This window comes from Amycolatopsis sp. NPDC051716, from assembly GCF_040681595.1.
In the GTDB taxonomy this organism is placed as follows: domain Bacteria; phylum Actinomycetota; class Actinomycetes; order Mycobacteriales; family Pseudonocardiaceae; genus Amycolatopsis.
In genome coordinates, this window is the sequence record NZ_JBFAZA010000025.1 from 130,635 (window position 1) to 153,228 (window position 22,594).

The 22,594-nt window shown below is 72.4% G+C and carries 21 protein-coding genes; 17 read left to right on the forward strand and 4 right to left on the reverse strand.

What is annotated here, in order from left to right; genetic code table 11:
- Positions 1–9: 9 nt before the first annotated feature.
- Positions 10–4,650: a HAMP domain-containing protein gene (locus tag AB0M30_RS30510; RefSeq protein ID WP_364590550.1), complete on the reverse strand. Its 4,641-nt coding sequence runs from the start codon at positions 4,648–4,650 to the stop codon at positions 10–12.
- Between the two features lie 139 nt (positions 4,651–4,789).
- Between AB0M30_RS30510 and AB0M30_RS30515 the strand changes: the two genes are divergently transcribed.
- The 3 genes from AB0M30_RS30515 to AB0M30_RS30525 all read left to right on the forward strand — a co-directional run bounded on the left by AB0M30_RS30515 (position 4,790) and on the right by AB0M30_RS30525 (position 7,269).
- A complete protein-coding gene (locus AB0M30_RS30515; RefSeq protein ID WP_364590553.1) occupies positions 4,790–6,343 on the forward strand; it encodes a SpoIIE family protein phosphatase in 1,554 nt (517 codons plus the stop codon).
- Positions 6,344–6,431: 88 nt separating this feature from the next.
- Complete coding sequence (locus AB0M30_RS30520; RefSeq protein WP_364590556.1) at positions 6,432–6,974, forward strand: type 1 glutamine amidotransferase domain-containing protein; 543 nt, start codon at positions 6,432–6,434, stop codon at positions 6,972–6,974.
- A 130-nt stretch (positions 6,975–7,104) separates the two neighbouring features.
- Entirely contained in the window at positions 7,105–7,269 is a 165-nt protein-coding gene (locus tag AB0M30_RS30525; RefSeq protein WP_285985239.1) for a hypothetical protein, read from the forward strand.
- Positions 7,270–7,336: 67 nt separating this feature from the next.
- Here AB0M30_RS30525 and AB0M30_RS30530 read toward each other — a convergent pair whose 3' ends face one another.
- Positions 7,337–7,747 carry a hypothetical protein gene (locus AB0M30_RS30530; protein ID WP_364590560.1) on the reverse strand — a complete coding sequence of 137 codons (411 nt, stop codon included), beginning with the start codon at positions 7,745–7,747 and terminating at the stop codon, positions 7,337–7,339.
- 156 nt (positions 7,748–7,903) lie between these two features.
- Here AB0M30_RS30530 and AB0M30_RS30535 point away from each other — a divergent pair, with 156 nt between their 5' ends.
- From AB0M30_RS30535 to AB0M30_RS30555, 5 genes are all read left to right on the forward strand, one after another.
- Entirely contained in the window at positions 7,904–8,329 is a 426-nt protein-coding gene (locus tag AB0M30_RS30535) for a helix-turn-helix domain-containing protein (protein WP_364590563.1), read from the forward strand.
- A complete protein-coding gene (locus AB0M30_RS30540; RefSeq protein ID WP_364590566.1) occupies positions 8,326–9,180 on the forward strand; it encodes an alpha/beta fold hydrolase in 855 nt (284 codons plus the stop codon). Before AB0M30_RS30535 ends, AB0M30_RS30540 begins: the two co-directional genes overlap by 4 nt.
- On the forward strand, positions 9,177–9,527 hold the full coding sequence (locus tag AB0M30_RS30545) for a DUF4180 domain-containing protein (RefSeq protein ID WP_364590569.1): 351 nt from the start codon (positions 9,177–9,179) through the stop codon (positions 9,525–9,527). Before AB0M30_RS30540 ends, AB0M30_RS30545 begins: the two co-directional genes overlap by 4 nt.
- Before the next feature lie 62 nt (positions 9,528–9,589).
- Positions 9,590–10,687, forward strand: a complete 1,098-nt coding sequence (locus tag AB0M30_RS30550) for a hypothetical protein (RefSeq protein ID WP_364590572.1) — start codon at positions 9,590–9,592, stop codon at positions 10,685–10,687.
- A 139-nt stretch (positions 10,688–10,826) separates the two neighbouring features.
- On the forward strand, positions 10,827–11,666 hold the full coding sequence (locus tag AB0M30_RS30555) for an SAM-dependent methyltransferase (protein WP_364590575.1): 840 nt from the start codon (positions 10,827–10,829) through the stop codon (positions 11,664–11,666).
- A gap of 59 nt (positions 11,667–11,725) precedes the next feature.
- Here AB0M30_RS30555 and AB0M30_RS30560 read toward each other — a convergent pair whose 3' ends face one another.
- Complete coding sequence (locus AB0M30_RS30560; RefSeq protein WP_364590578.1) at positions 11,726–12,559, reverse strand: aldo/keto reductase; 834 nt, start codon at positions 12,557–12,559, stop codon at positions 11,726–11,728.
- Between the two features lie 23 nt (positions 12,560–12,582).
- The gene (locus tag AB0M30_RS30565; protein WP_364590581.1) at positions 12,583–13,767 is read right to left on the reverse strand and encodes an MFS transporter; all 1,185 of its coding nucleotides are present in this window, start codon (positions 13,765–13,767) and stop codon (positions 12,583–12,585) included.
- Positions 13,768–13,894: 127 nt separating this feature from the next.
- Here AB0M30_RS30565 and AB0M30_RS30570 point away from each other — a divergent pair, with 127 nt between their 5' ends.
- From AB0M30_RS30570 to AB0M30_RS30610, 9 genes are all read left to right on the forward strand, one after another.
- Entirely contained in the window at positions 13,895–14,356 is a 462-nt protein-coding gene (locus tag AB0M30_RS30570; protein ID WP_364590584.1) for a MarR family transcriptional regulator, read from the forward strand.
- A gap of 787 nt (positions 14,357–15,143) precedes the next feature.
- A complete protein-coding gene (locus AB0M30_RS30575; RefSeq protein WP_364590587.1) occupies positions 15,144–16,265 on the forward strand; it encodes an inositol-3-phosphate synthase in 1,122 nt (373 codons plus the stop codon).
- Positions 16,250–17,089 (forward strand): SCO3242 family prenyltransferase, encoded by an 840-nt coding sequence (locus AB0M30_RS30580; RefSeq protein WP_364590588.1) that lies wholly within the window; start codon positions 16,250–16,252, stop codon positions 17,087–17,089. Before AB0M30_RS30575 ends, AB0M30_RS30580 begins: the two co-directional genes overlap by 16 nt.
- Positions 17,086–17,907 (forward strand): sugar phosphate isomerase/epimerase family protein, encoded by an 822-nt coding sequence (locus AB0M30_RS30585; protein ID WP_364590591.1) that lies wholly within the window; start codon positions 17,086–17,088, stop codon positions 17,905–17,907. Before AB0M30_RS30580 ends, AB0M30_RS30585 begins: the two co-directional genes overlap by 4 nt.
- On the forward strand, positions 17,904–18,425 hold the full coding sequence (locus AB0M30_RS30590; protein ID WP_364590594.1) for an EboA domain-containing protein: 522 nt from the start codon (positions 17,904–17,906) through the stop codon (positions 18,423–18,425). Before AB0M30_RS30585 ends, AB0M30_RS30590 begins: the two co-directional genes overlap by 4 nt.
- A complete protein-coding gene (locus tag AB0M30_RS30595) occupies positions 18,425–19,276 on the forward strand; it encodes a TatD family hydrolase (protein WP_364590597.1) in 852 nt (283 codons plus the stop codon). The genes AB0M30_RS30590 and AB0M30_RS30595 overlap by 1 nt, the downstream gene beginning before the upstream one ends.
- Positions 19,273–20,400: a metabolite traffic protein EboE gene (gene eboE / locus AB0M30_RS30600; RefSeq protein WP_364590600.1), complete on the forward strand. Its 1,128-nt coding sequence runs from the start codon at positions 19,273–19,275 to the stop codon at positions 20,398–20,400. The genes AB0M30_RS30595 and eboE overlap by 4 nt, the downstream gene beginning before the upstream one ends.
- A 73-nt stretch (positions 20,401–20,473) precedes the next feature.
- The gene (locus AB0M30_RS30605) at positions 20,474–21,844 is read left to right on the forward strand and encodes a nucleotide pyrophosphatase/phosphodiesterase family protein (RefSeq protein WP_364590603.1); all 1,371 of its coding nucleotides are present in this window, start codon (positions 20,474–20,476) and stop codon (positions 21,842–21,844) included.
- Complete coding sequence (locus tag AB0M30_RS30610) at positions 21,841–22,521, forward strand: ThuA domain-containing protein (protein ID WP_364590606.1); 681 nt, start codon at positions 21,841–21,843, stop codon at positions 22,519–22,521. The genes AB0M30_RS30605 and AB0M30_RS30610 overlap by 4 nt, the downstream gene beginning before the upstream one ends.
- Positions 22,522–22,594: the final 73 nt, after the last annotated feature.

The following is a 22,594-nucleotide window of genomic DNA, read 5'->3' on the forward strand; positions in this document are numbered from 1 at the left end:
AATGCCGGCTCAGCCGGCCGATGAGGCGGCGTCGCGGGTTGATGCGGCGTCCGCCTCCAAAGATGCCGCGATCACGTCGAGCAGCTTGTCCGTGTCCACCGGCTTGGTGATGTAGTCGTCGGCTCCGCTGGCCAAGGTGCGGGCCCGGTCTTCCGCCGTGGCCTTGGCCGTCACCGCGATCACCGGCAGGTCCGCGTTGGCCGCTTCCGCCCTGATGGCCGCGATCGTGGCGTTGCCGTCCAGCTCCGGCATCATCACGTCCATCAGGACCAGGGCCGTGTCCTCGTTGCGCTCCAGCGCCCGGATGCCGTCGACGCCCGTTTCCGCGTAGATGACCTCCAGGCCCGCCTGCTCCAGGACCGCGGCCAGGGCGAACACGTTGCGGAGGTCGTCGTCGACGATCAGGACCTTCTCGCCGTGGAAGCGCTTGGGTGTCACGTCCGGGGCGGCCACCAGCACCGTGCTGGGCACGGGGGGCAGCCGGGGGGAGGAGAGGGCCGTCAGGGCCGGGTCGACCAGGCTGGCCGCGGCCGCCGGGAGGTACAGGGTGAACGTCGAGCCCACGCCCGGTTCGCTCATCACGCGCAGCTCGCCGCCCAGGAGCTCGGTCAGCTGCTGGCTGATGTTCAGCCCGAGGCCCGTGCCGCCGTACTTGCGGCTCGTCGTGCCGTCGGCCTGGCGGAACGCCTCGAAGATGACCGCCAGCTTCTCCTCCGGGATGCCGATCCCGGTGTCCTCGACCGCGAACGCGATGATGCCCGGCGCGTTCCGCAGTGCCTCCTGCTCGACCTCCGCCGGGTCCGCCGCGCGGATGTGGAGGCGGACGCCGCCCTCGTCGGTGAACTTCGCCGCGTTCGACAGCAGGTTCCGGAGGATCTGCTGGAGCCGGTGCTCGTCCGTGTGGACACTTCCGGGCACCGGCGGGTCGATGTGGACGGCGAAGTCCAGGCCCTTGTCCGCGGTCAGCGGCCGGCACAGCGACTCGACGTAGTCCACCAGCTCCGGCAGCGTGATGTCGGACATCTGCATGTCGAGCCGGCCCGCCTCGACCTTGGCCAGGTCGAGGATGTCGTTGATCAGCTGCTGCAGGTCCGACCCGGCCGCGTAGATCGTCTTCGCGAACTGGATCTGCTTCTCCGTCAGGTTGCCCTCGGGGTTCTCCGACAGCAGCTTCGCCAGGATCAACGCGCTGTTCAGGGGCGTCCGCAGCTCGTGCGACATGTTCGCCATGAACTCGGTCTTGTACTGCGACGCCACCGTCAGCTGCCCGGCGCGTTCCTCGAGCTCCTGACGCGCCTGCTCGATCTCGCTGTTCTTGACCTCGATGTCGCGGTTCTGCTGGGCCAGCAGCGCCGCCTTCTCGGCCAGCTCGGTGTTGGAGCGCCGCAGCTCGCCCTGCTGGGCCTGCAGCTGCTCGGACCGCGCCCGCAGCTCCTGCGCCAGTCGCTGCGACTCCGTCAGCAGCGCTTCGGTCCGCGAGTTCGACAGGATCGTGTTCACGTTGACGCCGATCGTGTGCCGCAGCTGCTCCAGCAGGTCCTGGTGGACCGTGCTGAACTCGTTCACCGAGGCCAGCTCCAGCACCCCGAGCACCTCGCCCTGGAACAGCACCGGCAGCACGATCAAGTTCACCGGCGCGGCCGAGCCGAGCCCGGACGAGATCAGCGCGTACTCCGGCGGCGCGTTGTGCACCAGCACGGTGCGCTGGTCGACGGCGGCCTGGCCGATCAGCGACTCGCCCATCGCGAACCGCAGCCCCGCGCGGGACTGCGCGAGCCCGTACGCGGCGATGCACTCCAGCACCGTGCCGTCGCGGTCGTCGTCGCGGGCCAGGAAGAACGCGCCCTGCTGCGCGCGGACCAGCGGGGCCAGCTCGGACAGGATCAGCGCCGCGACCGACGCGAGGTCGCGGTGGCCCTGCATCCGGCCCGACAGCTGCGCGAGGTTCGTCTTCAGCCAGTCCTGCTCGCGGTTGGTCCTCGTCGTCTCCTTGAGGTTCGCGATCATCTGGTTGATGTTGTCCTTGAGGTCGGCGACCTCGCCGGACGCGTCGACCGTGATGTGCCGGGTCAGGTCGCCCGCCGTCACCGCGGTCGCCACCTGCGCGATCGCGCGGACCTGGGTCGTGAGGTTCCCGGCCAGCTGGTTCACGCTTTCGGTGAGCCGCTGCCAGGTGCCGGACACGCCGTCGACCTCGGCTTGGCCGCCCAGCTTGCCCTCGGTGCCGACCTCGCGCGCCACGCGCGTGACCTCGGAGGCGAACGCCGAGAGCTGGTCGACCATCGTGTTCATCGTGGTCTTGAGCTCGAGGATCTCGCCGCGGGCGTCGACGTCGATCTTCTTGGTCAGGTCGCCCTTCGCGACCGCGGTGGTGACCTGCGAGATGTTGCGCACCTGGCTGGTCAGGTTGTGCGCCATGAAGTTGACGTTCTCGGTCAGGTCCTTCCACGTCCCGGCGACGCCGGGCACCCGGGCCTGGCCGCCGAGGATGCCTTCGGTGCCGACTTCGCGGGCGACGCGGGTGACCTCGTCGGCGAACGCGCGCAGCGTCCCGACCATCCCGTTCAGCGTCTCGGCCAGCGCCGCGACCTCGCCCTGGGCCTCGATGCGGATCTTCTTCGACAGGTCGCCGTTGGCCACGGCGCTCGCCACGGTGGCGATGTTGCGCACCTGGTCGGTCAGGTTGTCGGCCATGACGTTGACGTTGTCCGTGAGGTCCTTCCACGTGCCCGCGACGCCGCGGACGCGCGCTTGGCCGCCGAGGATGCCTTCGGTGCCGACTTCGCGCGCCACGCGGGTGACTTCGTCGGCGAACGCGGACAGCTGATCCACCATCGTGTTCAGCGTGGTCTTGAGCTCGAGGATCTCGCCGCGGGCGTCGACGGTGATCTTCTGCGTCAGGTCGCCCTTCGCGACCGCCGCCGTCACCGTGGCGATGTTCCGGACCTGGTCGGTCAGGTTGTTCGCCATCGAGTTGACGTTGTCGGTGAGGTCCTTCCAGGTCCCGGCGACGCCGGGCACGGCGGCCTGGCCGCCGAGCTTGCCTTCGGTGCCGACTTCGCGCGCCACGCGGGTGACTTCGTCGGCGAACGCGGACAGCTGATCCACCATCGTGTTCAGCGTCGTCTTGAGTTCCAGGATCTCGCCGCGGGCGTCCACCGCGATCTTCTGCGTCAGGTCGCCGCGCGCGACGGCCGTCGCGACCTGGGCGATGTTGCGCACCTGGGTGGTCAGGTTGTTCGCCATGAAGTTCACCGAGCCGGTGAGGTCACGCCAGGTGCCGGCGACCCCCGGGACCTGCGCCTGGCCGCCCAGCTGGCCCTCGGTGCCGACCTCGCGCGCCACCCGGGTGACTTCGTCCGCGAACGCGGACAGCTGATCCACCATCGTGTTCATGGTCGTCTTGAGCTCGAGGATCTCGCCGCGGGCGTCGACGGTGATCTTCTGCGTCAGGTCGCCCTTCGCCACGGCCGTGGTGACGTGCGAGATGTTCCGGACCTGGTCGGTGAGTTTGTCGGCCATCTGGTTGACCGAGTCGGTGAGGCTGCGCCAGGTCCCGGCCGCGCCCGGCACCTCGGCCTGCCCGCCCAGCTTGCCCTCGCTGCCGACCTCGCGCGCCACGCGGGTGACTTCGCCGGCGAACGCCGAGAGCTGGTCGACCATCGTGTTCAGCGTGTTCTTCAGCTGCAGGATCTCGCCGCGGGCGTCGACGTCGATCTTCTTCGTCAGGTCGCCGGTGGCCACCGCGGTCGCGACCTGCGAGATGCCGCGGACCTGGTCGGTGAGGTTGTCGGCCATCAGGTTGACCGAGTCGGTGAGGTCGCGCCACGTCCCGGCGACGCCCGGCACCTGCGCCTGGCCGCCGAGCTTGCCGTCCGAGCCGACCTCGCGGGAGACGCGGGTGACCTCGTCGGCGAACGCCGAGAGCTGGTCGACCATGGTGTTGATGGTGTTCTTGAGCTCGAGGATCTCGCCGCGGGCATCGACGTTGATCTTCTGGGTCAGGTCGCCGCGCGCGACGGCGGTGGTGACCTGGGCGATGTTGCGGACCTGCTCGGTGAGGTTGTCGGCCATGAAGTTGACCGAGTCGGTCAGGTCGCGCCAGGTGCCCGACACGCCCGGGACGACCGCCTGGCCACCGAGACGTCCCTCACCCGCGATTTCCCGCGAGAGCCTCGTCACTTCGGCGGCGAACCGCGACAGCTGCGCGATGAGGCCGTTGACCGTCTTCGCCAGGGTGGCGTACGCGCCCTGCAGCGGGCGCCCGTCGAGGGTCAGCGTCATCGGCTGGGACAGGTCGCCGTCGGCGACCCCGCCGAGCACGCGCTCCAGCTCGATCGCCGGCCGCGTGAGGTCCTCGACCAGGCCGTTGACGGCGTCGACGGCGGTGGTCCAGCCGCCGGGGCCGACCTGCCCTTCGAGCCGCTCGCTGAGCCGGCCTTCCTGCCCGACGGCCGCGCGGACCCGCAGCAGCTCGCTGACCAGCCGCTGGTTGCGCTCGGCGATGTCGTTGAACGCGACGGCGAGCTGCGCCGAGATGCCGTCGCCGTGCGGGACGAGCCGCCGGCGGAAGTTGCCGTCCCCGAGATCCCGCACCGCGACCAGCACCCGTTCCAGTGCGGCCGCTTCGCTCTGGGATTCCGTTGTCATGTGTGCCGACCCTCTCCACCACGCATGCGCCAGCCATGGTCGTCGACCCAGCGTGCCATGCTTCGCCCTACACTTCGAGCCAGCCCGCCCGCTCACGCGGTAGCCGTGCGACAGCAGTCCGGAGGCAGGAGGTCCGTGCATGGTGTCACGTCCGGCCCCGGCCTCGACGGCCCTGCCGCCGATGACCGGTGACGACGGGCCGCCGGGCTTCGACGCCTTCGGGCGGGCCGTCCTCGAAGACGTCCGCGACGCGGTGTTCCTGCAGGACGCCGCGGGTGCGGTGCGCTGGGCGAACCCGGCGGCGCGGGCCCTGACCGGCGGCGCCGCGCCGCAGCTCGACGCGGTGACCGAAACCAGCGGGCACGTCCACCTGGCCGGCCACCGCCACCCGGCCCGGATCCGGGCCGTGCCCGGTGGGTGGCACGCCTGGACCGTGTCCGCCGGGGAGAGCCCGCAGCGGCGGGTGGGCGACTTCCTGGCCGAGGCCGCTCCCCGGCTGGCCGGCGCGCGCGGCCGGCACGGCACCGCCCGGGTGATCGCCGAGCTGGCCGCGTCCGCGCTGGCCGAAACCGTCTTCGTGCTGCTGCCGACCACCCGCGGCCGGTGGGAGTGGTGGAGCTGCGAGCGTCCGGCCGCCCAGGGCCACGGCCGGATCCGGCGGGTGCCGGCCCAGGTCGCGCCGGTGCTGGCGGCGACGTTCGGGGCCACCGGGAAGCCCCAGCAGGCCGCGGTGCCGGCGCCCGAGGTCGCCACGCTGCCGTCGGTCGTCGCCGACCGGTTCGCCGGGCACACCGACGTCTCGGTCGTTTCGCTGGGGCCGAGCGCGAGCGCCGGGGTCACCGGTGCGCTGCTGCTGGGCCGCCGCGGCGACGCCGGGTTCGGTGCCGAACAGTCCCGCGCGGTGGCCGAGTTCGCCGTGGCGGCCGGGACGGCGCTGGCCAACGCCCAGCGCTACGCCCGGCAGGAGGAGGCGACCCGCGGGCTGGAGACGACCCTGCGCCCGGTCGACCCGCCCGCTCTCGACGGAGCCCGCTTCGAGACCTGGTACGAGCCGGCGGGCGGGGTCCTCACGGTCGGCGGCGACTTCTTCGACGTCCTGCCCCACGGCGACGGCAGCGCGTTCCTGGTGCTCGGCGACGTCTGCGGCAAGGGCCCCGAGGCCGCGGCTCTGACCGGCCGGGTCCGGCACGCCCTGACCGCGCTGGCCATGGTCGAACGCGACGGCCGCACGCTGCTGAGGCTGCTCAACGAGCTGCTCATCGCCGGCGGCAGCAGCCGGTTCGCCACCCTCGTGCTCGGCACGGCCCGGCCGTCGGACGGCGGGGTCGGCCTGACGCTGGCCTCCGGCGGCCACCCGGCGCCGCTGATCGTCCGCCGGTCGGGCGTCGTCGAGGAGGTCACGGTCCCGGGCACGCTGGTCGGCATCTCGCCGCAGGCCCGGTTCGCCGAGGCCGAGGTCCGGCTCGAGCGCGGCGACGTCTGTCTCCTCTACACCGACGGCATCACCGAGGCCCGCAACCGCCACGACCAGACGGACCTCTTCGGCGACGACCGGCTCCGCGCGGTGCTCACCGCGGCGGCCGGGGAGCCGGCTCGCGAGGTCGTGCGGCAGCTGCGGCAGGCCGTGCGCGACTGGCTCGGCAGCTCGGCACATGACGATATCGCGGTGCTCGCCATCGAATGTGCGGAATGATTCCACCGTCCTTTGTAGACTTGGTTTGACGGGTCGGGGAGGGGGTAATTACCCCGGTGCAGGCAGTTTTCCGACCCGAGGGAGCCTCATGGCGAACGCATTGCAAGGACGCCGGGTCGCGATCCTGGCCGCGGACGGCGTCGAACAGGTCGAGCTGGAAAAGCCGCGCCAGGCCGTCCTCGACGAGGGCGCGACGGTGGAGCTGGTGTCCCTGGACACCGGTGAAATCCAGGCGATGAACGGTGACATCGACAAGGGCGACCGGTTCGCGGTGGACCGGAAGGTCGCCGACGTCGAAATCGGCGACTTCGACGCGCTGCTGCTGCCCGGCGGCACGATGAATCCCGACAACCTGCGCACGGACCCCGCCGCGGTCAAGTTCGTCGGCGACTTCGTGCGCGCCGGCAAGCCGGTCGGGGTGATCTGCCACGGTCCGTGGACGCTCGTCGAGGCGGATGTCGTGCGTGGCCGCACGCTGACGTCGTACCCGAGCATCCGGACGGACCTGCGTAACGCCGGTGCCACGGTCGTCGACGAAGAGGTTGTAGTGGACGACGGACTGGTTTCCAGCCGCAACCCGGACGACCTCCCGGCCTTCTGCCGGACGGTCGTGAAGGAATTCGCGGCCTGACCGGAAGTCCTCTGTGGACTTTCACTCGATCGTGTGTGTTAAGTCCCGCTTAAATCTGTTGGCGTTCGGCACCGCGGCGGAGGACGCTGAGGGTGTGACGAGAATCGCCCGTGGAGAGGAGGTGAACGCGATGACTGTGCACGCAAGGCGCTACGGCCGCTGGTGCCGTGAGCACTTCGACGCGATCGCCGCCGAGGGCGTTCCCGCACCCCGCGGCGGTGAGCCCGCCGACCAGGCCCTGCCGCAACCCGAGCCGGAGCCCGTTCAACCGGGTGCCGAACAACCTCGGCGCTGACGGACACGGACAGACCACGAAGAAGGCCTCCCCGGAGTTCCGGGGAGGCCTTCTTCGCAGGTGCCGGTCAGCGGTAGCTGCGCCGGTACCAGACCCGCCGCGGGCCGGGGATGCCGATGCGCGTGATGACGTCGGTCAGGATGGCGCCGATGATGAGCCAGAGAACGGCGGCGAGGCCGTCGTTGAGGAACGTCCGCAGGCCCACCGAGTCCGGCGTGAAGAGGTTCCGCAGGCCGAGCGACACGCCCGCCGACCACTCCGAGATCAGGTGGGCGAAGCCGTTCGCCGAGTTCGCCCCGCCCAGCACCAGCACGATGTGCACGGCCAGGACCAGCGCGAACACCGCGCAGACGAGGTGGATGAGGGCGTTGATCGTGCGCACGACCCGGATGCGCGGGTGGGTGCGCTCCACGATCTCTTCGGTCGGTGCGGGCTCGTACGGCGTGCCGTACGGCTCCGGGGGCGGGGGATACGGCATCGTCGGCGCCGTCCTTTCGACTGTCCGATGTGGACGTATCTGGCTGAACAGGAACAACACCTCGGAATACCCGTCACCCGGGTGAGCGAACCGCTTACTCCTCAAACTTCCCTAACGTGCGCGTGATAGGGTAGTTTGAGGAACGCAAGGAGGGTCATGGCGCAGGACGTCTTCTCTGTCGAACAGGTCGCCGCGAAGCTCGGCCTGCACGTCCGGACGGTCCGGAACTACGTGCGGGACGGGCGGCTGAAGGCGGTCCGGATCGGCAAGCAGTACCGCATCACGGCCGAGGACCTGGCGGCCTTCACCGGGCTGCCGGTGGCCGAGCGGGCCGCGGCGCCGACCGCGGAGCTGTCGGGCGTCGCCGAGATCGCCGGTGTCGACCGGGCGGCGGCCGACCGGATCGCGACCATGGTCGTGGCCTCGGTGAACGGGCCGCGCGACGGCGGCGAGCGGCCCCTGCGCGTCGAAACCATCTACGACGGGGAGCGGGCCACCATGAAGATCATCGTGCTCGGCGACCTGGCCGCGGGCGCCGACCTGTTGCGCTGGGTCGCCTCGGTCACGGAGAACCTGACGTGACCGCGATCTACCGGTCGGCGGCCGGCGCGGCCGCGGTCCGCGAACGCTACGACACGCTCCTCGACCGCTGGCCCGTGCCGGCCGGGCGGCGCACGCTGGCCACCCGCCTGGGTGACACGTTCGCCCTGGTGTCCGGGCCGGTGGACGCGCCGCCGGTCGTCGCGCTGCAGGGTTCCGGCGGCACCGCCGCGCACTGGCTGCCGGACATCGCCACCCTCGCCGGGCGGCTGCGGGTGTACGCGGTCGACGCGCCCGGCGAACCGGGCCGGACCGTCGAGGCGCGGCCCCCACTCGGGTCGCCCGCCTACGCCGAATGGCTCGACGACGTCCTCGACGAGCTCGAACTGCCGCGCGCGGCCTTCCTCGGCACCTCCTTGGGCGGCTGGTGGGCGCTGGACTACGCGCTCCGGCGACCCGAGCGGGCCGCCGCACTCGCGCTGGTCAACCCGGCCGGGATCGGCCGGCGCCGGACCGCGCCGCTGCTCAAGTTCGCCGCCTACAGCCTGCTCGGCGAGTGGGGCCGGCGCCGGTCGCTGGCCATGGTCGCCCAGGGCAGCCCGGCCGATCCGGGCCGGCGCGCGGTCGGCGAGTTCACCCTGGCGACGTTCGAGCACTTCAAGCCGCGCCTGGAGGCGATCCCGGTGTTCCCGGTCGAGCGCCTGCGGGTACTGGCGATGCCGGTGCAGGCGCACTTCGGGGCCCGGGACGTCCTCCTCGACCAGCGGGACGCTGCCGCGAAACTGCGGGCCGCGCTCCCGGCCGCCGACGTCCGGCTGGCCGAGGACGCCGGCCACTTCCTGCCCGGCTGGGCCGGTTCCGCCGCGGAATTCCTGGAAGGAAACCGATCATGAGCCGGCCCGGGGTGTGGTTCGTGCCCGCCGAGGGGCCGGAACTGGCCACCGAGGCCGACGCCGTCGACCTGATCGGCGCCACCTACGGCCAGGGTGTCGACGTCCTAATCGTGCCGGTCGAGCGGTTCCCGGCCCGGTTCTTCGACATGCACGAGAAGCTCATCGGGCACTTCTTCTCGAAGATCGTCCAGTACGGCCACCGGCTGGTCCTGCTCGGCGACGTCCGCGAGCACGTCGAAGCGAGCACCGCGTTCCGCGACGTCGTGCGGGAAGCCAACCGCGGCAAGGACGTCTGGTTCGTGGCCGACCTCGCCGAGCTCGACGCCCGGCTGGCCGCACGGCGCTGAGCCGGGCGGCGCAACTGTTCCGCGGGTGGCAACCCCCGCCCGGCGCGGGACGTCAGGTGATCATGACAACTCCCCGGCGCGGTGCGCTGCTGGTGTCCGTCCTCGCCCTCCTGGCCGCGTTCGCCTCGCCGGCGACCGCCGGAACCGTGGTCCCGCCGGGCTTCCAGCCCGCCTCGACGAGCTGGACCGGCCCCGACACCGGATACGTCCTCGGGTACCGGCCGTGCGCGCAGTCGTGGTGCCCGGCGCTGCTGGGCACCACCGACGCCGGGCGGCACTGGCGGCGGCTGGGCGCGCCGCCGGTCCCGCTGCCGGACAACCACAACCACGTCGCGCTCCGGGCCTTCGGCGACCGCGTCGCGTACGTCAGTGACGGCGTCCACGTGCGCACCACCCGCGACGGCGGCGAGACCTGGCAGCCGGTCACCTTGGCCGGGGCGCGGGAGCCGTACTACCTCTCGAAGATCGCCGAAACCGGCGGCCGCGTCGTCGCCGTGCTGACCACCTACGGGGAGGGGCAGGGCTCGACCCGGCTCTACTCGGCGGCCGCCGGTTCGCCGGTGCTGGCCCCGGTGCCCGGGTTCGCGGTCACCGGCGGCCTCACCTACGGCGACCTGGCCGTCGGCGGCGGCCTGCAGGTCGCGCTCGGCGCGGACTACGGCACCGAGCAGTACTGGATCTCCCGGGACGGCGTGCGGTTCACGCCGGCCGAGCCGCCGTGCCCGGACGGGGAGGTCGCCTCGCTCACCGGGGTCCGCGAACGGCAGGTCGTGGCGTTGTGCAGCGGCAGCCCCGGCTCGCCTCAGCCGGGCTCGACCGAGCGGCAGCTGCGGCACGCGCCGCAGCTCGGCGTGGGGTTCAGCGGGGACGACGCGGCGCCGTTCGCCGGCATCAACCAGGGCTTCGCCGCGGCCTCGCCGGCGTCCGCGACGGTCGCCGCGGTGGGTGGCGGCGTCGGGTTCCTGCACACCACGGCCGACGGCGGCCGCACCTGGTCGACGACCGAGCTGCCCGACCGCGGCTTCGCGCTGACCGATCTCGACTTCCCCGGCGGCGGCACCGGCGTCGTCGTCGACGGCCAGCCGGACGCCTCCGGCGGCTCCGCCGTGTACCGGACCACGGACGGGGGAAAATCCTGGCGCGAGCTCCGTTTTGGGTAGTTGTCCCTGGCAGGCAAGGCCCTTGTGCCCGGTTCACTTGGTGCACCCCATGTCGTAACCTGAGCACTGTCCGTTGCCGGACACGGTGAACGAACCCGGGCAGGGGTGTCGTCACCACGCGCAGAGTGGAGAGCAGCCGATGACGCCTGGCGACCTGCGGTCCGGAACCGAGGGCGGGGCGGCCGCCCTCGATTTCAGCAAGGCGAGCCTGGCCAGGTTGTCCGACGCGCTCCTCGGCGGGCACGACCACTACGAGGTGGATCGCGAAGCGATGCGGCGGCTGCTGGCCATCGCGCCGGGCGCCCAGGCGATGGCGAAGGAGCACCGCGACTGGCTGGTGCGCGCGGTCCGGTTCCTGGCCGGCAAGCGCGGCATCGACCAGTTCCTCGACCTGGGCTCCGGGATGCCGACCGCGGAGAACACCCACGAGGTGGCGCAGCGGTACAACCCGGACGCGCAGGTGGTGTACGTCGACAACGATCCGGTGGTGCAGGTGCACGGCCGGGCGCTGCTCGAGGAGAACTACCTGACCCACGTGACGGGCGCCGACCTGACGCGGCCGGCCGAAACCCTCGCCGACGAGGTCGTCCAGGAGTACCTCGACTTCCGGCGGCCGGTGGCGCTGATCCTCACCTCGATCGTGCACCACATCGACGACTACGAGCGCGCGAAGGCGATCGTCGCGGCGTACGTCGACGCGCTCGCGCCCGGGTCGTTCCTGCTGCTCACGCACAACTTCGACCCGGAAGAGGACTCCCCGCGCCAGGAGCTGGCGCGGCTGCTGGAGACCAGTTTCCAGGGCACCGGCCTGGGCAGCGTGCACCGCACGCGCGAACAGATCGCCGGGTTCTTCGACGGCACCGAGCTGCTCCGGCCCGGGCTGGTCTACCTGCACGAATGGTGGCCGGACGGCCCGCGGCTGCACCCGCTGGGCGAGCTGAACTTCCTGACGCTGGGCGGAGTCGCCCGCAAGCAGTGAGCCCCCGGCGCCCGCCGCCTCGGCCACCCGTCCCGGCCGGGCCGGGACGGGTGCGCGGGTCAGGCGGCGTTGAAGGTGTCCGGGTCCGGGCCGGTGCGCTCGCCGCGGTCCAGCGGCGTCAGCGACTCCATCTCCTCCTCCGTGAGGGTGAACCCGAACAGGTCGAAGTTCTCCTCGATCCGGGACGGCGTGACCGACTTCGGGATCACGACGTTGTCCAGCTGCAGGTGCCAGCGCAGCACGATCTGCGCGGGCGTGCGGCTGTGCTTCACCGCCAGCTCGGCCACCACCGGGTCGCCGAGCAGGCTGCCGCCCTTGGCGAGCGGGCTCCACGCCTCCGTCGCGATGCCGTGCTTGGCGTCGAACTCGCGGAGCTCGCGCTGCTGCAGGTACGGGTGCAGCTCGACCTGGTTGACCGCAGGGGCGACATCGGCGGCGTCGAGCAGGCGCTCGAGGTGCGCGGGCTGGAAGTTGGAGACGCCGATCGCGCGGACCCGGCCGTCGGCGTAGAGCTTCTCGAACGCCTTCCAGGTGTCGAGGAACTTGCCGCGCGCCGGGGTCGGCCAGTGGATCAGGTAGAGGTCCAGCTGCTCGAGGCCGAGCTTGGTCATGCTCTCGTCGAACGCCTTGAGCGTCGAGTCGTAGCCTTGGGCCGAGTTCCACAGCTTCGTGGTGACGAACAGCTCGTCGCGGGCGATGCCGGACTCGGCGATCGCCTGGCCGACCCCCTTTTCGTTGCCGTAGACGGCCGCGGTGTCGATGCTGCGGTAGCCCGTTTCGAGGGCGGTCTTCACGGCGGCGGCGGTCTCGTCGTCCGGGACCTGGAACACGCCGTAGCCGACTTGCGGCATCCGCACGCCGTTGTTGAGTTCGATGACGGGCACGCTGGTCACGAGGGGTCCTTTCGGTGGGTGGTTCATCGGGCGAGTACCCGTTCTCCGGCTTCGAAACTAGCCGGGTCCCGGCGGTCGAGCAGTCCGGAGACGAGCGCCACGGCGAGGCCCGCCGCGGCGAGCACGGCGCCGATCCAGCTGGGGGCGGTGTAGCCGAGGCCGGCCTCGATGGCCTGGCCGCCGAGCCACGCGCCACCGGCGTTGCCGAGGTTGAACGCGGCGATGTTCGCCGCCGACGCCAGCGCCGGGGCGCCTTCGGCCTTGGCCATCACGCGGGCCTGCAGCGGCGGCACGGTGGCGAACCCGGCCGCGCCGAACAGCGCGATGGTGATCGCCGCGGGCACCTTCGCGTGCGCGGTGAACACGAACGCCACCAGCACCAGCGCCAAGGCGGCGAGGATGACGTAGAGGCTGGGCATCAGGTTGCGGTCCGCCGCCTTGCCGCCGAGCAGGTTGCCGGCGAACAGGCCGGCGCCGAAGAGCACGAGCAGCCAGGTGACGGCGCCGCCGGAGAAGCCCGCGACCTCGGTCATCATCGGGGCGATGTAGGTGAAGGACGCGAACACCCCGGCGAAGCCGAGCGCGGTCATGACCAGCGCGAGCCACACCTGCGGGCGGCGGAACACGGCGAGTTCGCCGCGCAGGCCGGCGCCCGGGTCCGGCTCCTGGTGCGGGACGAGCGCGAGGATGCCGGCGGCGCCGGCGACGCCGAGCGCGCTGACCACCCAGAACGTCGAGCGCCAGCCGAAGGCCTGGCCGAGCGCGGTGCCGGCGGGCACGCCGAGCACGTTGGCCACGGTCAGCCCGGTGAACATCAGCGCGATCGCGCTCGCCTGCTTGGCCGGCGCGACCAGCGACGCGGCGACGACCGAGCCGACGCCGAAGAAGGCGCCGTGGCTCAGCGCGGCGACGACCCGGCCGGTCATCAGCAGGCCGTAACTCGGCGCCAGGGCCGAGAGCACGTTGCCCGCGATGAACAGGCCCATCAGGGCGACCAGCACGGTCTTGCGCGGAACTCGCGAGGCCAATGCGGTGAGCACGGGAGCACCGACGACGACGCCGAGCGCGTAGCCGGAGATGAGCAGGCCTGCGGACGGGATCGAGACGCCGAAATCGGCCGCGACCTCGGGCAGCAGGCCCATGATCACGAACTCGGTGGTGCCGATCCCGAACGCGCTGATCGCCAGGGCGAGCAGGGCGGCGGGCATGGAACTTCCTTCTTCCCGGAGTAGACTGAGGGCGTTGGCAATTACAAGCGTCCGAGATAGTTGCAGACGCCGCATATCAACCCTGCGGCTTACCGGGCGGTCCGCGCAAGCCGGGGAGAGGTGAACCGTGTCACTGGACGACGACGCCGTCGAAGCGCGCGCGCAGGGCTGGCGGACGCTGGCCGCGCTCCACGCGCGGATCGAGGACCGGCTGCAGCGTGCTCTCGAACGCGACCACGAGCTGTCGGTGAGCGAGTACACGGTCCTGGACGTCCTGACTCGTCAGGACGGCTTCCACCTGCGGATGAACCAGCTGGCGAACGCGGTGGTCCTCAGCCAGTCCGCGACGACGCGGCTGGTGGCCCGGCTGGAGGGCCGGGGGCTGCTGGCTCGCTACTTGTGTGCGGACGACCGCCGCGGGATCTACACGGAGGTGACGCCGGCGGGGCAGGCATTGCTCGCGGCGGCGCGTCCGACGCATGACACGGCGCTCGCGGCGGCCTTGGGGGAGGCGGAGACGCGGCCGGAGCTTGCTCCGCTGGTTGCGGCGCTCGGCGCGCTCAGCTTGCCCGGGGCCGGCTCGGCCTGATCGGCTTCCGCGCACTATCTCTCGCGGCCGGTTCCGCCGGATGATGGCGGGCGGCCTGATCGCTTTGGTGCGCCCGATGTCGCCATGCCGAAGAGACGCTGGTGGCGGCGTTGGGGCGGAGGCGGAGAGCCGACCGGAGCTGGCTCCCCTTGTCGGGGCGCTCGGTGCGCTCAGTTTGCCTGGGACCGCTTCGGGCTGATCGGCTTCCGCGCACCACCGCTCGCAGCCGGGTTCCGCCGGGTGACCCCGTGCGGCCTGATCACTGTGGCGCACCCGATCCCGTCACGCCGAAGGGCCGGCGCTGGTGGCGGCCTTGGGGGAGGCGGAGAGCCGGCCGGAGCTGGCTCCCCTTGTCGGGGCGCTCGGTGCGCTGCGCTTCCGCGGAGCGGCTTCCGCCTGACGGCTCGCCGCAGAGAGGTCCCCGGCCTGGGGGCCCCCGGTTTCTACGTTACCGGGGACCACCGACAATTCCGGGTCCTGCGGACCGCGGGGCGAGGGCCGCCGGCTGATCCCGGATGGCCTAACCGCTGCGAGAGAACCGATCCGGTGCCCCGCGATCAGCCCGGACAGCTGCCCCCTGTCCGCCATGTTGTCTGCACCGATGGCCCGGTTTGGGAGTTTCTGCCGGTATCGTGAAATCGGGGGGCCGGCACCGCCGGCCGTGAAGTTCTTACCAGGCAACAGAACCCAGTACCGCCGCGCCGGCCGAGCCATGGCCGGCGCGTGATCTCTCGCTGTGTGGACCCGCGTCGGGCGGCGCGGGGTGGACCGGGGAACTGGAGGAACCATGGGGAAAATCGGCGTCTGGCTGATCGGCGCCCGCGGCTCGGTGGCCACCACGGCCGTGGCCGGGGCCGCCGCGATGCGGGCGGGGCTGGCCGCGCGCACCGGCTGCGTGACCGACCTGCCGGACTTCGCCGGGGCCGCGCTGCCCGGCTTGGGGGACCTGGTCTTCGGGGGCCACGACGTCGTGGACACCCCGCTGGTCAAGCGGGCCGAACACCTGGTGGCCGCCGGGGTGCTGCCGCCGGCGCTGCCCGGCGCGGTCGCGGCCGAGCTGGCCGCGGCCGAGACGCGGCTGCGCCCGGCGCCGTCCGGGGGCGGCCGCGCGGCGATCGGCCAGGTGGCCGCGGACCTGGCCGAGTTCCGGAAGGGACTGGACCACGTCGTCGTCCTCAACGTCGCCTCCACCGAGCCGCCGGTCGACCCGCACCCGGCGCACGCTTCCCTGGCCGCCCTCGAAGCGGCGCTGGCCGCGGACGAGGACGTGCTGCCCGCGAGCGCCGCCTACGCTTACGCCGCCTTCCGCGCCGGTTGTGGCTTTGTCGACTTCACCCCGTCCGCCGGGGCGCGCCTGCCCGCCCTCGACGAACTGGCCCGCGCCACCGGGCAGCCGTACGCGGGCCGGGACGGCAAGACCGGCGAGACGCTGCTGCGGTCGGTGCTCGCGCCGATGTTCGCCCAGCGCGGGCTGAACGTCCTGGCCTGGTCGGGCACCAACCTGCTCGGCGGCGGCGACGGCGCCACGCTGGCGGACCCGGGGGCCGCGTCGAGCAAGAACGCGTCCAAGCAGCAGGTGCTGGAGCGGAACCTGGGCGGCCCGGTCGACGGCGAGGTGCACATCGACTACGTGCCGGCGCTCGGCGACTGGAAGACCGCCTGGGACCACGTGCTCTTCGAGGGGTTCCTCGGCGCGCGCATGACGCTGCAGCTCACCTGGCAGGGCTGCGACTCGGCGCTCGCCGCGCCGCTGGTGCTCGACCTCGCCCGGCTGACCGGCAAGGCGTGCCGCGACGGCGTGGCCGGCCCGGTCGAAGAGTTCGGCTTCTTCTTCAAGGACCCCGTCGGTGCCGGCCCGCACGACCTGGCGTCGCAGTACGCGGCCCTGCGCGCGTGGGCGCACCGGTGAAGGCGCTCGCCGAACTCGTCCGCGCGCCCGCCGCGCTGACCGTGCCCGGGGACGCGGTCGCCGGGGCCGCCGCCGCGGGCTGGCCGTTCGGCCGCCGCACGCTCGCCCTGACCGGCGCTTCGGTCTGCCTCTACTGGGCGGGCATGGCCCTCAACGACTACGCCGACCGCGAGCTCGACGCGGTCGAACGGCCCGAACGGCCGATCCCGTCGGGCCGGGTCGCGCCGGAGACGGCGCTCGGCGTCGCCACCGGGCTGACGGCGGGCGGGCTGGGCATCGCCGCGGCCGCCGGGGGACGCCGGGCCCTGCGCGTCGCCGTGCCGCTGGCCGCGACCGTGTGGGCCTACGACTTCGTGCTCAAGAAGACCGTGCTCGGGCCGGCCGCGATGGCCGCGGCCCGCGCCCTCGACGTCCTGCTCGGCGCGGGCGGGACGAGGGCCGCCCTGCCCGCGGCGCTGACCGTCGGGGCGCACACCTACGCCGTGACAACGCTGTCGCGGTCCGAAGTGGACGGTGCGAGGCCCGCGCTGCCCGCGGCCGCCCTGGCCGCGACGGCCGGCGTCGGGGTCGTCGCCGGCCGGGGCGGGCTGCTGTCGTCGGCGCTGCTCGGGACGTACGCCGTGACCACCGGCGGCGCGCAGTACGATGCCGTCCGCGATCCGGTCGCCGCGAAGATCCGGCGGGCCGTCGGGGCCGGGATCCACGGCATGATCCCGCTGCAGGCCGGGCTGATCGCACGCACCGGTGCGTGGCGCCCGGCGCTGGCCGTGGCGGCCGCGTTCCCGCTCGCGCGGGCGCTGAGCCGGAAGGTGTCGCCGACATGAGGTTCGGGTACGGCACCAACGGCTTCGCCAACCACCGGCTCGGGGACGCCCTGCGCGTGCTCGCCGACCTCGGCTACGACGGCGTCGCGCTCACCCTCGACCACCAGCACCTCGACCCGTTCGGGCCGGACCTCGCCCGCCGCGTCGCCGAGGTCGCCGCGGACCTGGACCGCCTCGGCTTGGCCGTGGTGATCGAGACGGGGGCCCGGTTCCTGCTGGACCCGTGGCGCAAGCACGCGCCGACGTTCCTCGACCCCGGCCGGGCCGGCCGGATCGAGTTCCTGACCCGGGCGGTGGCGATCGCGGCGGACCTGAACGCCGAAGCGGTGTCCTTCTGGAGCGGCAACAAACCCGCGGACCTGCCCATCGGGGAAGCCTGGGCGCACCTGGTCGACGGCTGCGCCGACGTGCTCAAGGCGGCCGACGAGCACGACGTCCGGCTCGGGTTCGAACCCGAGCCCGGGATGCTCGTCGAAGACCTGGACGGCTACTTCGAACTGGCGAAAAGACTCGGCGATCCGGAGCGGTTCGGGCTGACGCTGGACATCGGACACTGCCGGTGCAACGAGTCCGCGTCCGTGCCCGACTGTGTTCGGCGTGCCCTGCCCCGGCTGGTGAACGTCCAGATCGACGACATGCGCCGCGGTACGCACGAGCACCTGGAGTTCGGGAAGGGCGAGATCGACTTCCCGCCCGTGCTGGCCGCGCTGGCGCCGTACACCGGGCTGGTGGCCGTCGAACTGCCGCGGGACAGCCACGCCGCCCCGCGGATCGCCCGCGAGTCCCTGGACTTCCTGCGCAAGGCGGTGGCGGGGTGACCGCCTGGCTCGACGAAGCCTTGAGGAAGGTGGCCGCCGACGCGACGGCGCTGCGCACGGTGTTCCCCGCCGTCGGCCGCCGGGTCGGCCGGACGGCGGCCGACGCTGCCCGCGTGGAACTGCTCAAGGCGGCTCCCGGTGCCGCGGTGGAGATGCCCGACCTCTACCGCTACGGCGACGCGGCCGAAAAGCGAGCCATCCTCTTCGGACTGTCCGTTGTGGACATCGGAGACGCCGGAGTCGAGCTGGTCGCGGACGCCCTGCGCACCAACGACCCCCGCCTGGTGGCCGCCGCGATGGGGGAGTACGCCGCCACCCACCTCGGCGACGCCGCCTACCGCCACGGCGTGCTCAAGTGCGTCTTCATGGGCATCCCGCTGACCGCCGTGGCCGGTCTCGATCGCCGCACCGACGAGGAACTGCTCCGCATGCTGCGGGACTTCGCCGCCGAACGCGCCGCGGCGGGCCGCGAAGTCCCCGCCGATCTCCGCACCCTGCTGAACGAACAGGACGGCTGATGCGCATCTTCGATCCCCACATCCACATGAGCTCCCGGACCACCGACGACTACGCCGCCATGCACGCCGCCGGCGTCCGGGCGCTGGTCGAACCGGCGTTCTGGCTGGGCCAGCCGCGCACGAGCGTCGGCAGCTTCACCGACTACTTCGACGCCCTCGTCGGCTGGGAACCGTTCCGCGCGAGCCAGTTCGGCATCGCCCACCACTGCACGATCGCGCTCAACCCCAAGGAAGCCAACGACCCGCGCTGCGTCCCGGTGCTCGACCTGCTGCCGCGGTACCTGGAGAAGGACGGCGTGGTCGCGGTCGGCGAGATCGGCTACGACTCGATGACCGCCGAGGAGGACACGGCGTTCGCCGCCCAGCTCGCGCTGGCGATCGCCCACGAGCTGCCGACGCTGGTGCACACCCCGCACCGCGACAAGGCGGCCGGGACCGAGCGGAGCATCGCCGTGGTCCGCGAGTCGGGGATCGCACCGGAATGGGTGGTGCTCGACCACCTCAACGAGCTGACCGTCGCGATGGCCAAGGAGTCGGGCTGCTGGCTGGGCTTCTCCATCTACCCGGACACGAAGATGGACGAGGACCGGATGGTCGCGATCCTGCGGGAGTACGGCACCGAGCGCGTGCTGGTGAACTCCGCGGCCGACTGGGGCAAGAGCGACCCGCTCAAGACCCGCCGGACCGGCGACGCGATGCTGGCCGCCGGCTTCACCGAGGACGACGTCGACCGGGTGCTGTGGCGCAACCCGGTGGAGTTCTACGGGCAGAGCGGGCGGCTTTCCCTCGACGGCGGACCGGCGGAAGCCGAGTTCGCGGGCAACTCGATCCTGCGGGGGGCGCGCAAGTGAGGTTCCGGCACCGCGACGGCACGCTCGTCCACCTCGCCTACTGCACCAACGTCCACCAGGCCGAGGACCTCGGCGGCGTGCTCGCCCAGCTGGCCCGCTTCGGCGAGCCGGTCCGCGAGCGCCTGGGCGTGGACCGGCTCGGCGTCGGCCTCTGGCTGGCCCGGCCGGTCGCTGCCGAACTGGCCGGCGACCCGGCCGCGGTGGACCGCCTCAAGCGCGAGCTGGCCGCGCGCGGCCTGGAGGTCGTCACCTTCAACGGGTTCCCGTATCAGGGCTTCCACGACCCGGTCGTCAAGCACAAGGTCTACCGGCCGGACTGGGCGGCGCCCGAGCGCACGCGGTACACCCTCGACCTCGCGCGGCTGCTCGCCCGGCTGCTGCCGGACGACGCCGTGCGCGGCAGCGTGTCGACGCTGCCGCTCGGCTGGCGCACGGACTGGCGGGGCGACGACGGGCAGCTCGCGGTCCTCGCCAAGGGGCTGGCGGAGCAGGACCGTCCGGTGCGGGTGGCGTTCGAGCCGGAGCCGGGCTGCGTCATCGAGACCACCGCGCAGGCCGCGGCTCTGCTGTCCGAAGTGGACAAGGAATGGCTGGGCGTCTGCCTGGACACCTGCCACCTCGCGGTCGGGTTCGAGGACCCGGCCGCCGCTCTGGGCCGGCTCGAAGCCGCGGGGCTGGCCGTCGTCAAGCTCCAGGCGTCGGCCGCGCTGGAAGCCGCGGAGCCGAGCGATCCCGTGACGCGGGTGGCCTTGGAGTCCTTTGTGGAGCCTCGGTTCCTCCACCAGAGCACCGAAGGGGCTCCGCCCGGTGCCGACGACCTCGACCTGGCGCTGGCCGGCGGCCTCCCGGGGCGGGCGCCGTGGCGGGTGCACTTCCACGTCCCGCTGCACGCCGACCCGGCACCGCCGCTGACGTCGACCCGGCCGGTGCTGGCCGTCACCCTGGCCGAGTTGTTCGGCGGCGTGGCCGCGCGCACCGACCACGTCGAGGTCGAGACCTACACCTGGCAGGTGCTCCCGGACGCACCCGCCGACGACGCCGGGCTGGTCGCGGGCATCGCGGCCGAGCTCGACTGGACCCGGCGGGCCCTGACCACCCTCGGCCTGGAAGAGGTATCCGCATGAGTGAGCTTGCGAACGAATCATCCAACACTGCGTTTTCGGCTCAGGCCGCACCGAGCGTCAGCGAGGTGTGCGCATGAGTTTGCTGGTCCTGGACGTCGTCGGGTTGACGCCGCGGCTGCTCCCGCACATGCCGAACCTGCGCAAGATGGCCGAGCCCGGCTTCACCGCGCAGCTGGGCACGGTGTTCCCGGCGGTCACCTGCTCGGTGCAGTCGACGTTCCTCACCGGGCTCACCCCGGCGCGGCACGGAATCGTCGGCAACGGCTGGTACTTCCGCGAACTCGGCGAGGTGTTCCTCTGGCGCCAGCACAACCGGCTGGTGCGGGGGGACAAGTTCTGGGACGCGGCCCGCCGCGCGCAGCCCGGCCACCGGGTGGCGAACGTCTGCTGGTGGTACGCGATGGGGGCGGACACCGACCTCACGGTGACCCCGCGGCCGATCTACCACGCCGACGGCAAGAAGTCCCCGGACTGCTACACGTACCCGCCCGAACTGCACGACCGCCTGGAAGGTGCCCTCGGTGAGTTCCCGCTGTTTACCTACTGGGGCCCGACGGCCGCGATCACGTCGTCGAAGTGGATCATCGCGGCCGCGCGGAAGATCATGGCCGAGGACCGGCCGGACACCACGCTGGTCTACCTCCCGCACCTGGACTACGACCTGCAGCGCTTCGGCCCGGACGCACCCCAGGCCGCGGCGGCCGCGCGGGAGATCGACACGGCTTTGCGGCCGCTGCTGGACTTCGCGGCCGCGGGCGGGCACACGGTCGTCGCGCTGTCGGAGTACGGCATCACGAACGCGAACCGGCCGGTCGACGTCAACCGGGCGTTGCGCCGCGAAGGCCTGCTGAACGTCTACGTCCAGGCGGGGATGGAGTACCTGGACCCGTGGACGTCCCGGGCGTTCGCGGTGGCCGACCACCAGGTCGCGCACGTCTACGTGGCCGATCCGGCCGACGTCCCGCGGGTGCGGGACACCGTCGCGGGACTGTCCGGAGTGGACGTCGTGCTGGATCGCGCCGGCCAGGCCGGGCTCGGCATCGACCACGAACGGGCGGGCGAGCTGGTCGCGATCGCCGAGCCGGACGCGTGGTTCACCTACTACTACTGGCTGAGTGACGACCGCGCGCCGGACTTCGCGAAGACCGTCGAGATCCACCGCAAGCCCGGTTACGACCCGGCCGAGCTGTTCTTCGACCCGGAGGACCCGAAGGTCAAGCTCAAGGCGGCGGCCGCGCTGGCCCGCAAGAAGCTCGGCCTGCGCTATTCGATGCAGGTCGTGCCGCTCGACCCGGCGCCGGTCCGCGGCAGCCACGGCCGGCTGCCCGACTCACCCGAAGACGGGCCGGTGCTGCTGTGCTCGGACCCGGCGTTCGCGCGCGAGAAGATCCACGCCACCGAGGTCAAGGACCTCCTGCTGGCGGCCGCCATCCCGAGCGAATGAGGAGGTTCCCCGTGCGGGTGCTGGTGTTCTCGAAGACGGCCGGGTACCGGCACGACTCGATTCCGGCGGGCATCCGGGCGATCCGGGAACTGGGTGCGGCGCACGGTTTCGACGTCACGGCAACCGAAGACGCGTCGGCGGTGACGGCCGCCTACGACACGGTGGTGTTCCTGTCGACCAGCGGCGAGGTCCTCGACGCGGCGGGGCAAGCGGCGTTCGAGTCCTATGTGGAGGGGGGCGGCGGCTACGTCGGCATCCACGCCGCCGCCGACACGGGGTACGGCTGGCCGTGGTACGGCCGGCTGGTGGGAGCGTGGTTCCGCACCCACCCGGCGATCCAGCGGGCGCGGTTCGTGACCGAGGACCGCACGCACCCGGCGACGGCCCACCTGCCGCCGGTGTGGACCCGGACCGACGAGCTGTACGACTTCCGCACCAACCCGCGTGGCCGCGTGCACGTGCTGCAGACGTTGGACGAGTCCAGCTACACCGGGGGTGGGATGGGGGCGGACCACCCCATCACGTGGTGTCACCCGCAGGGCCGCGGCCGGGCGTTCTACACCGGGCTCGGCCACACGACCGAGTCGTACGCCGACCCGGCTTTCCGCGCGCTCCTGCTGGGCGCGATCCGCTACGCCGCGGCGCAGCTTCCCGCGAGCCCGCAGCGTCGCGAATGACTCATTCGGGACACTGGAGGTCTCCAGCTTCCTGGCCCTGTCGGCGACGGCCGCGGCGATCGGCGCGTTCCCG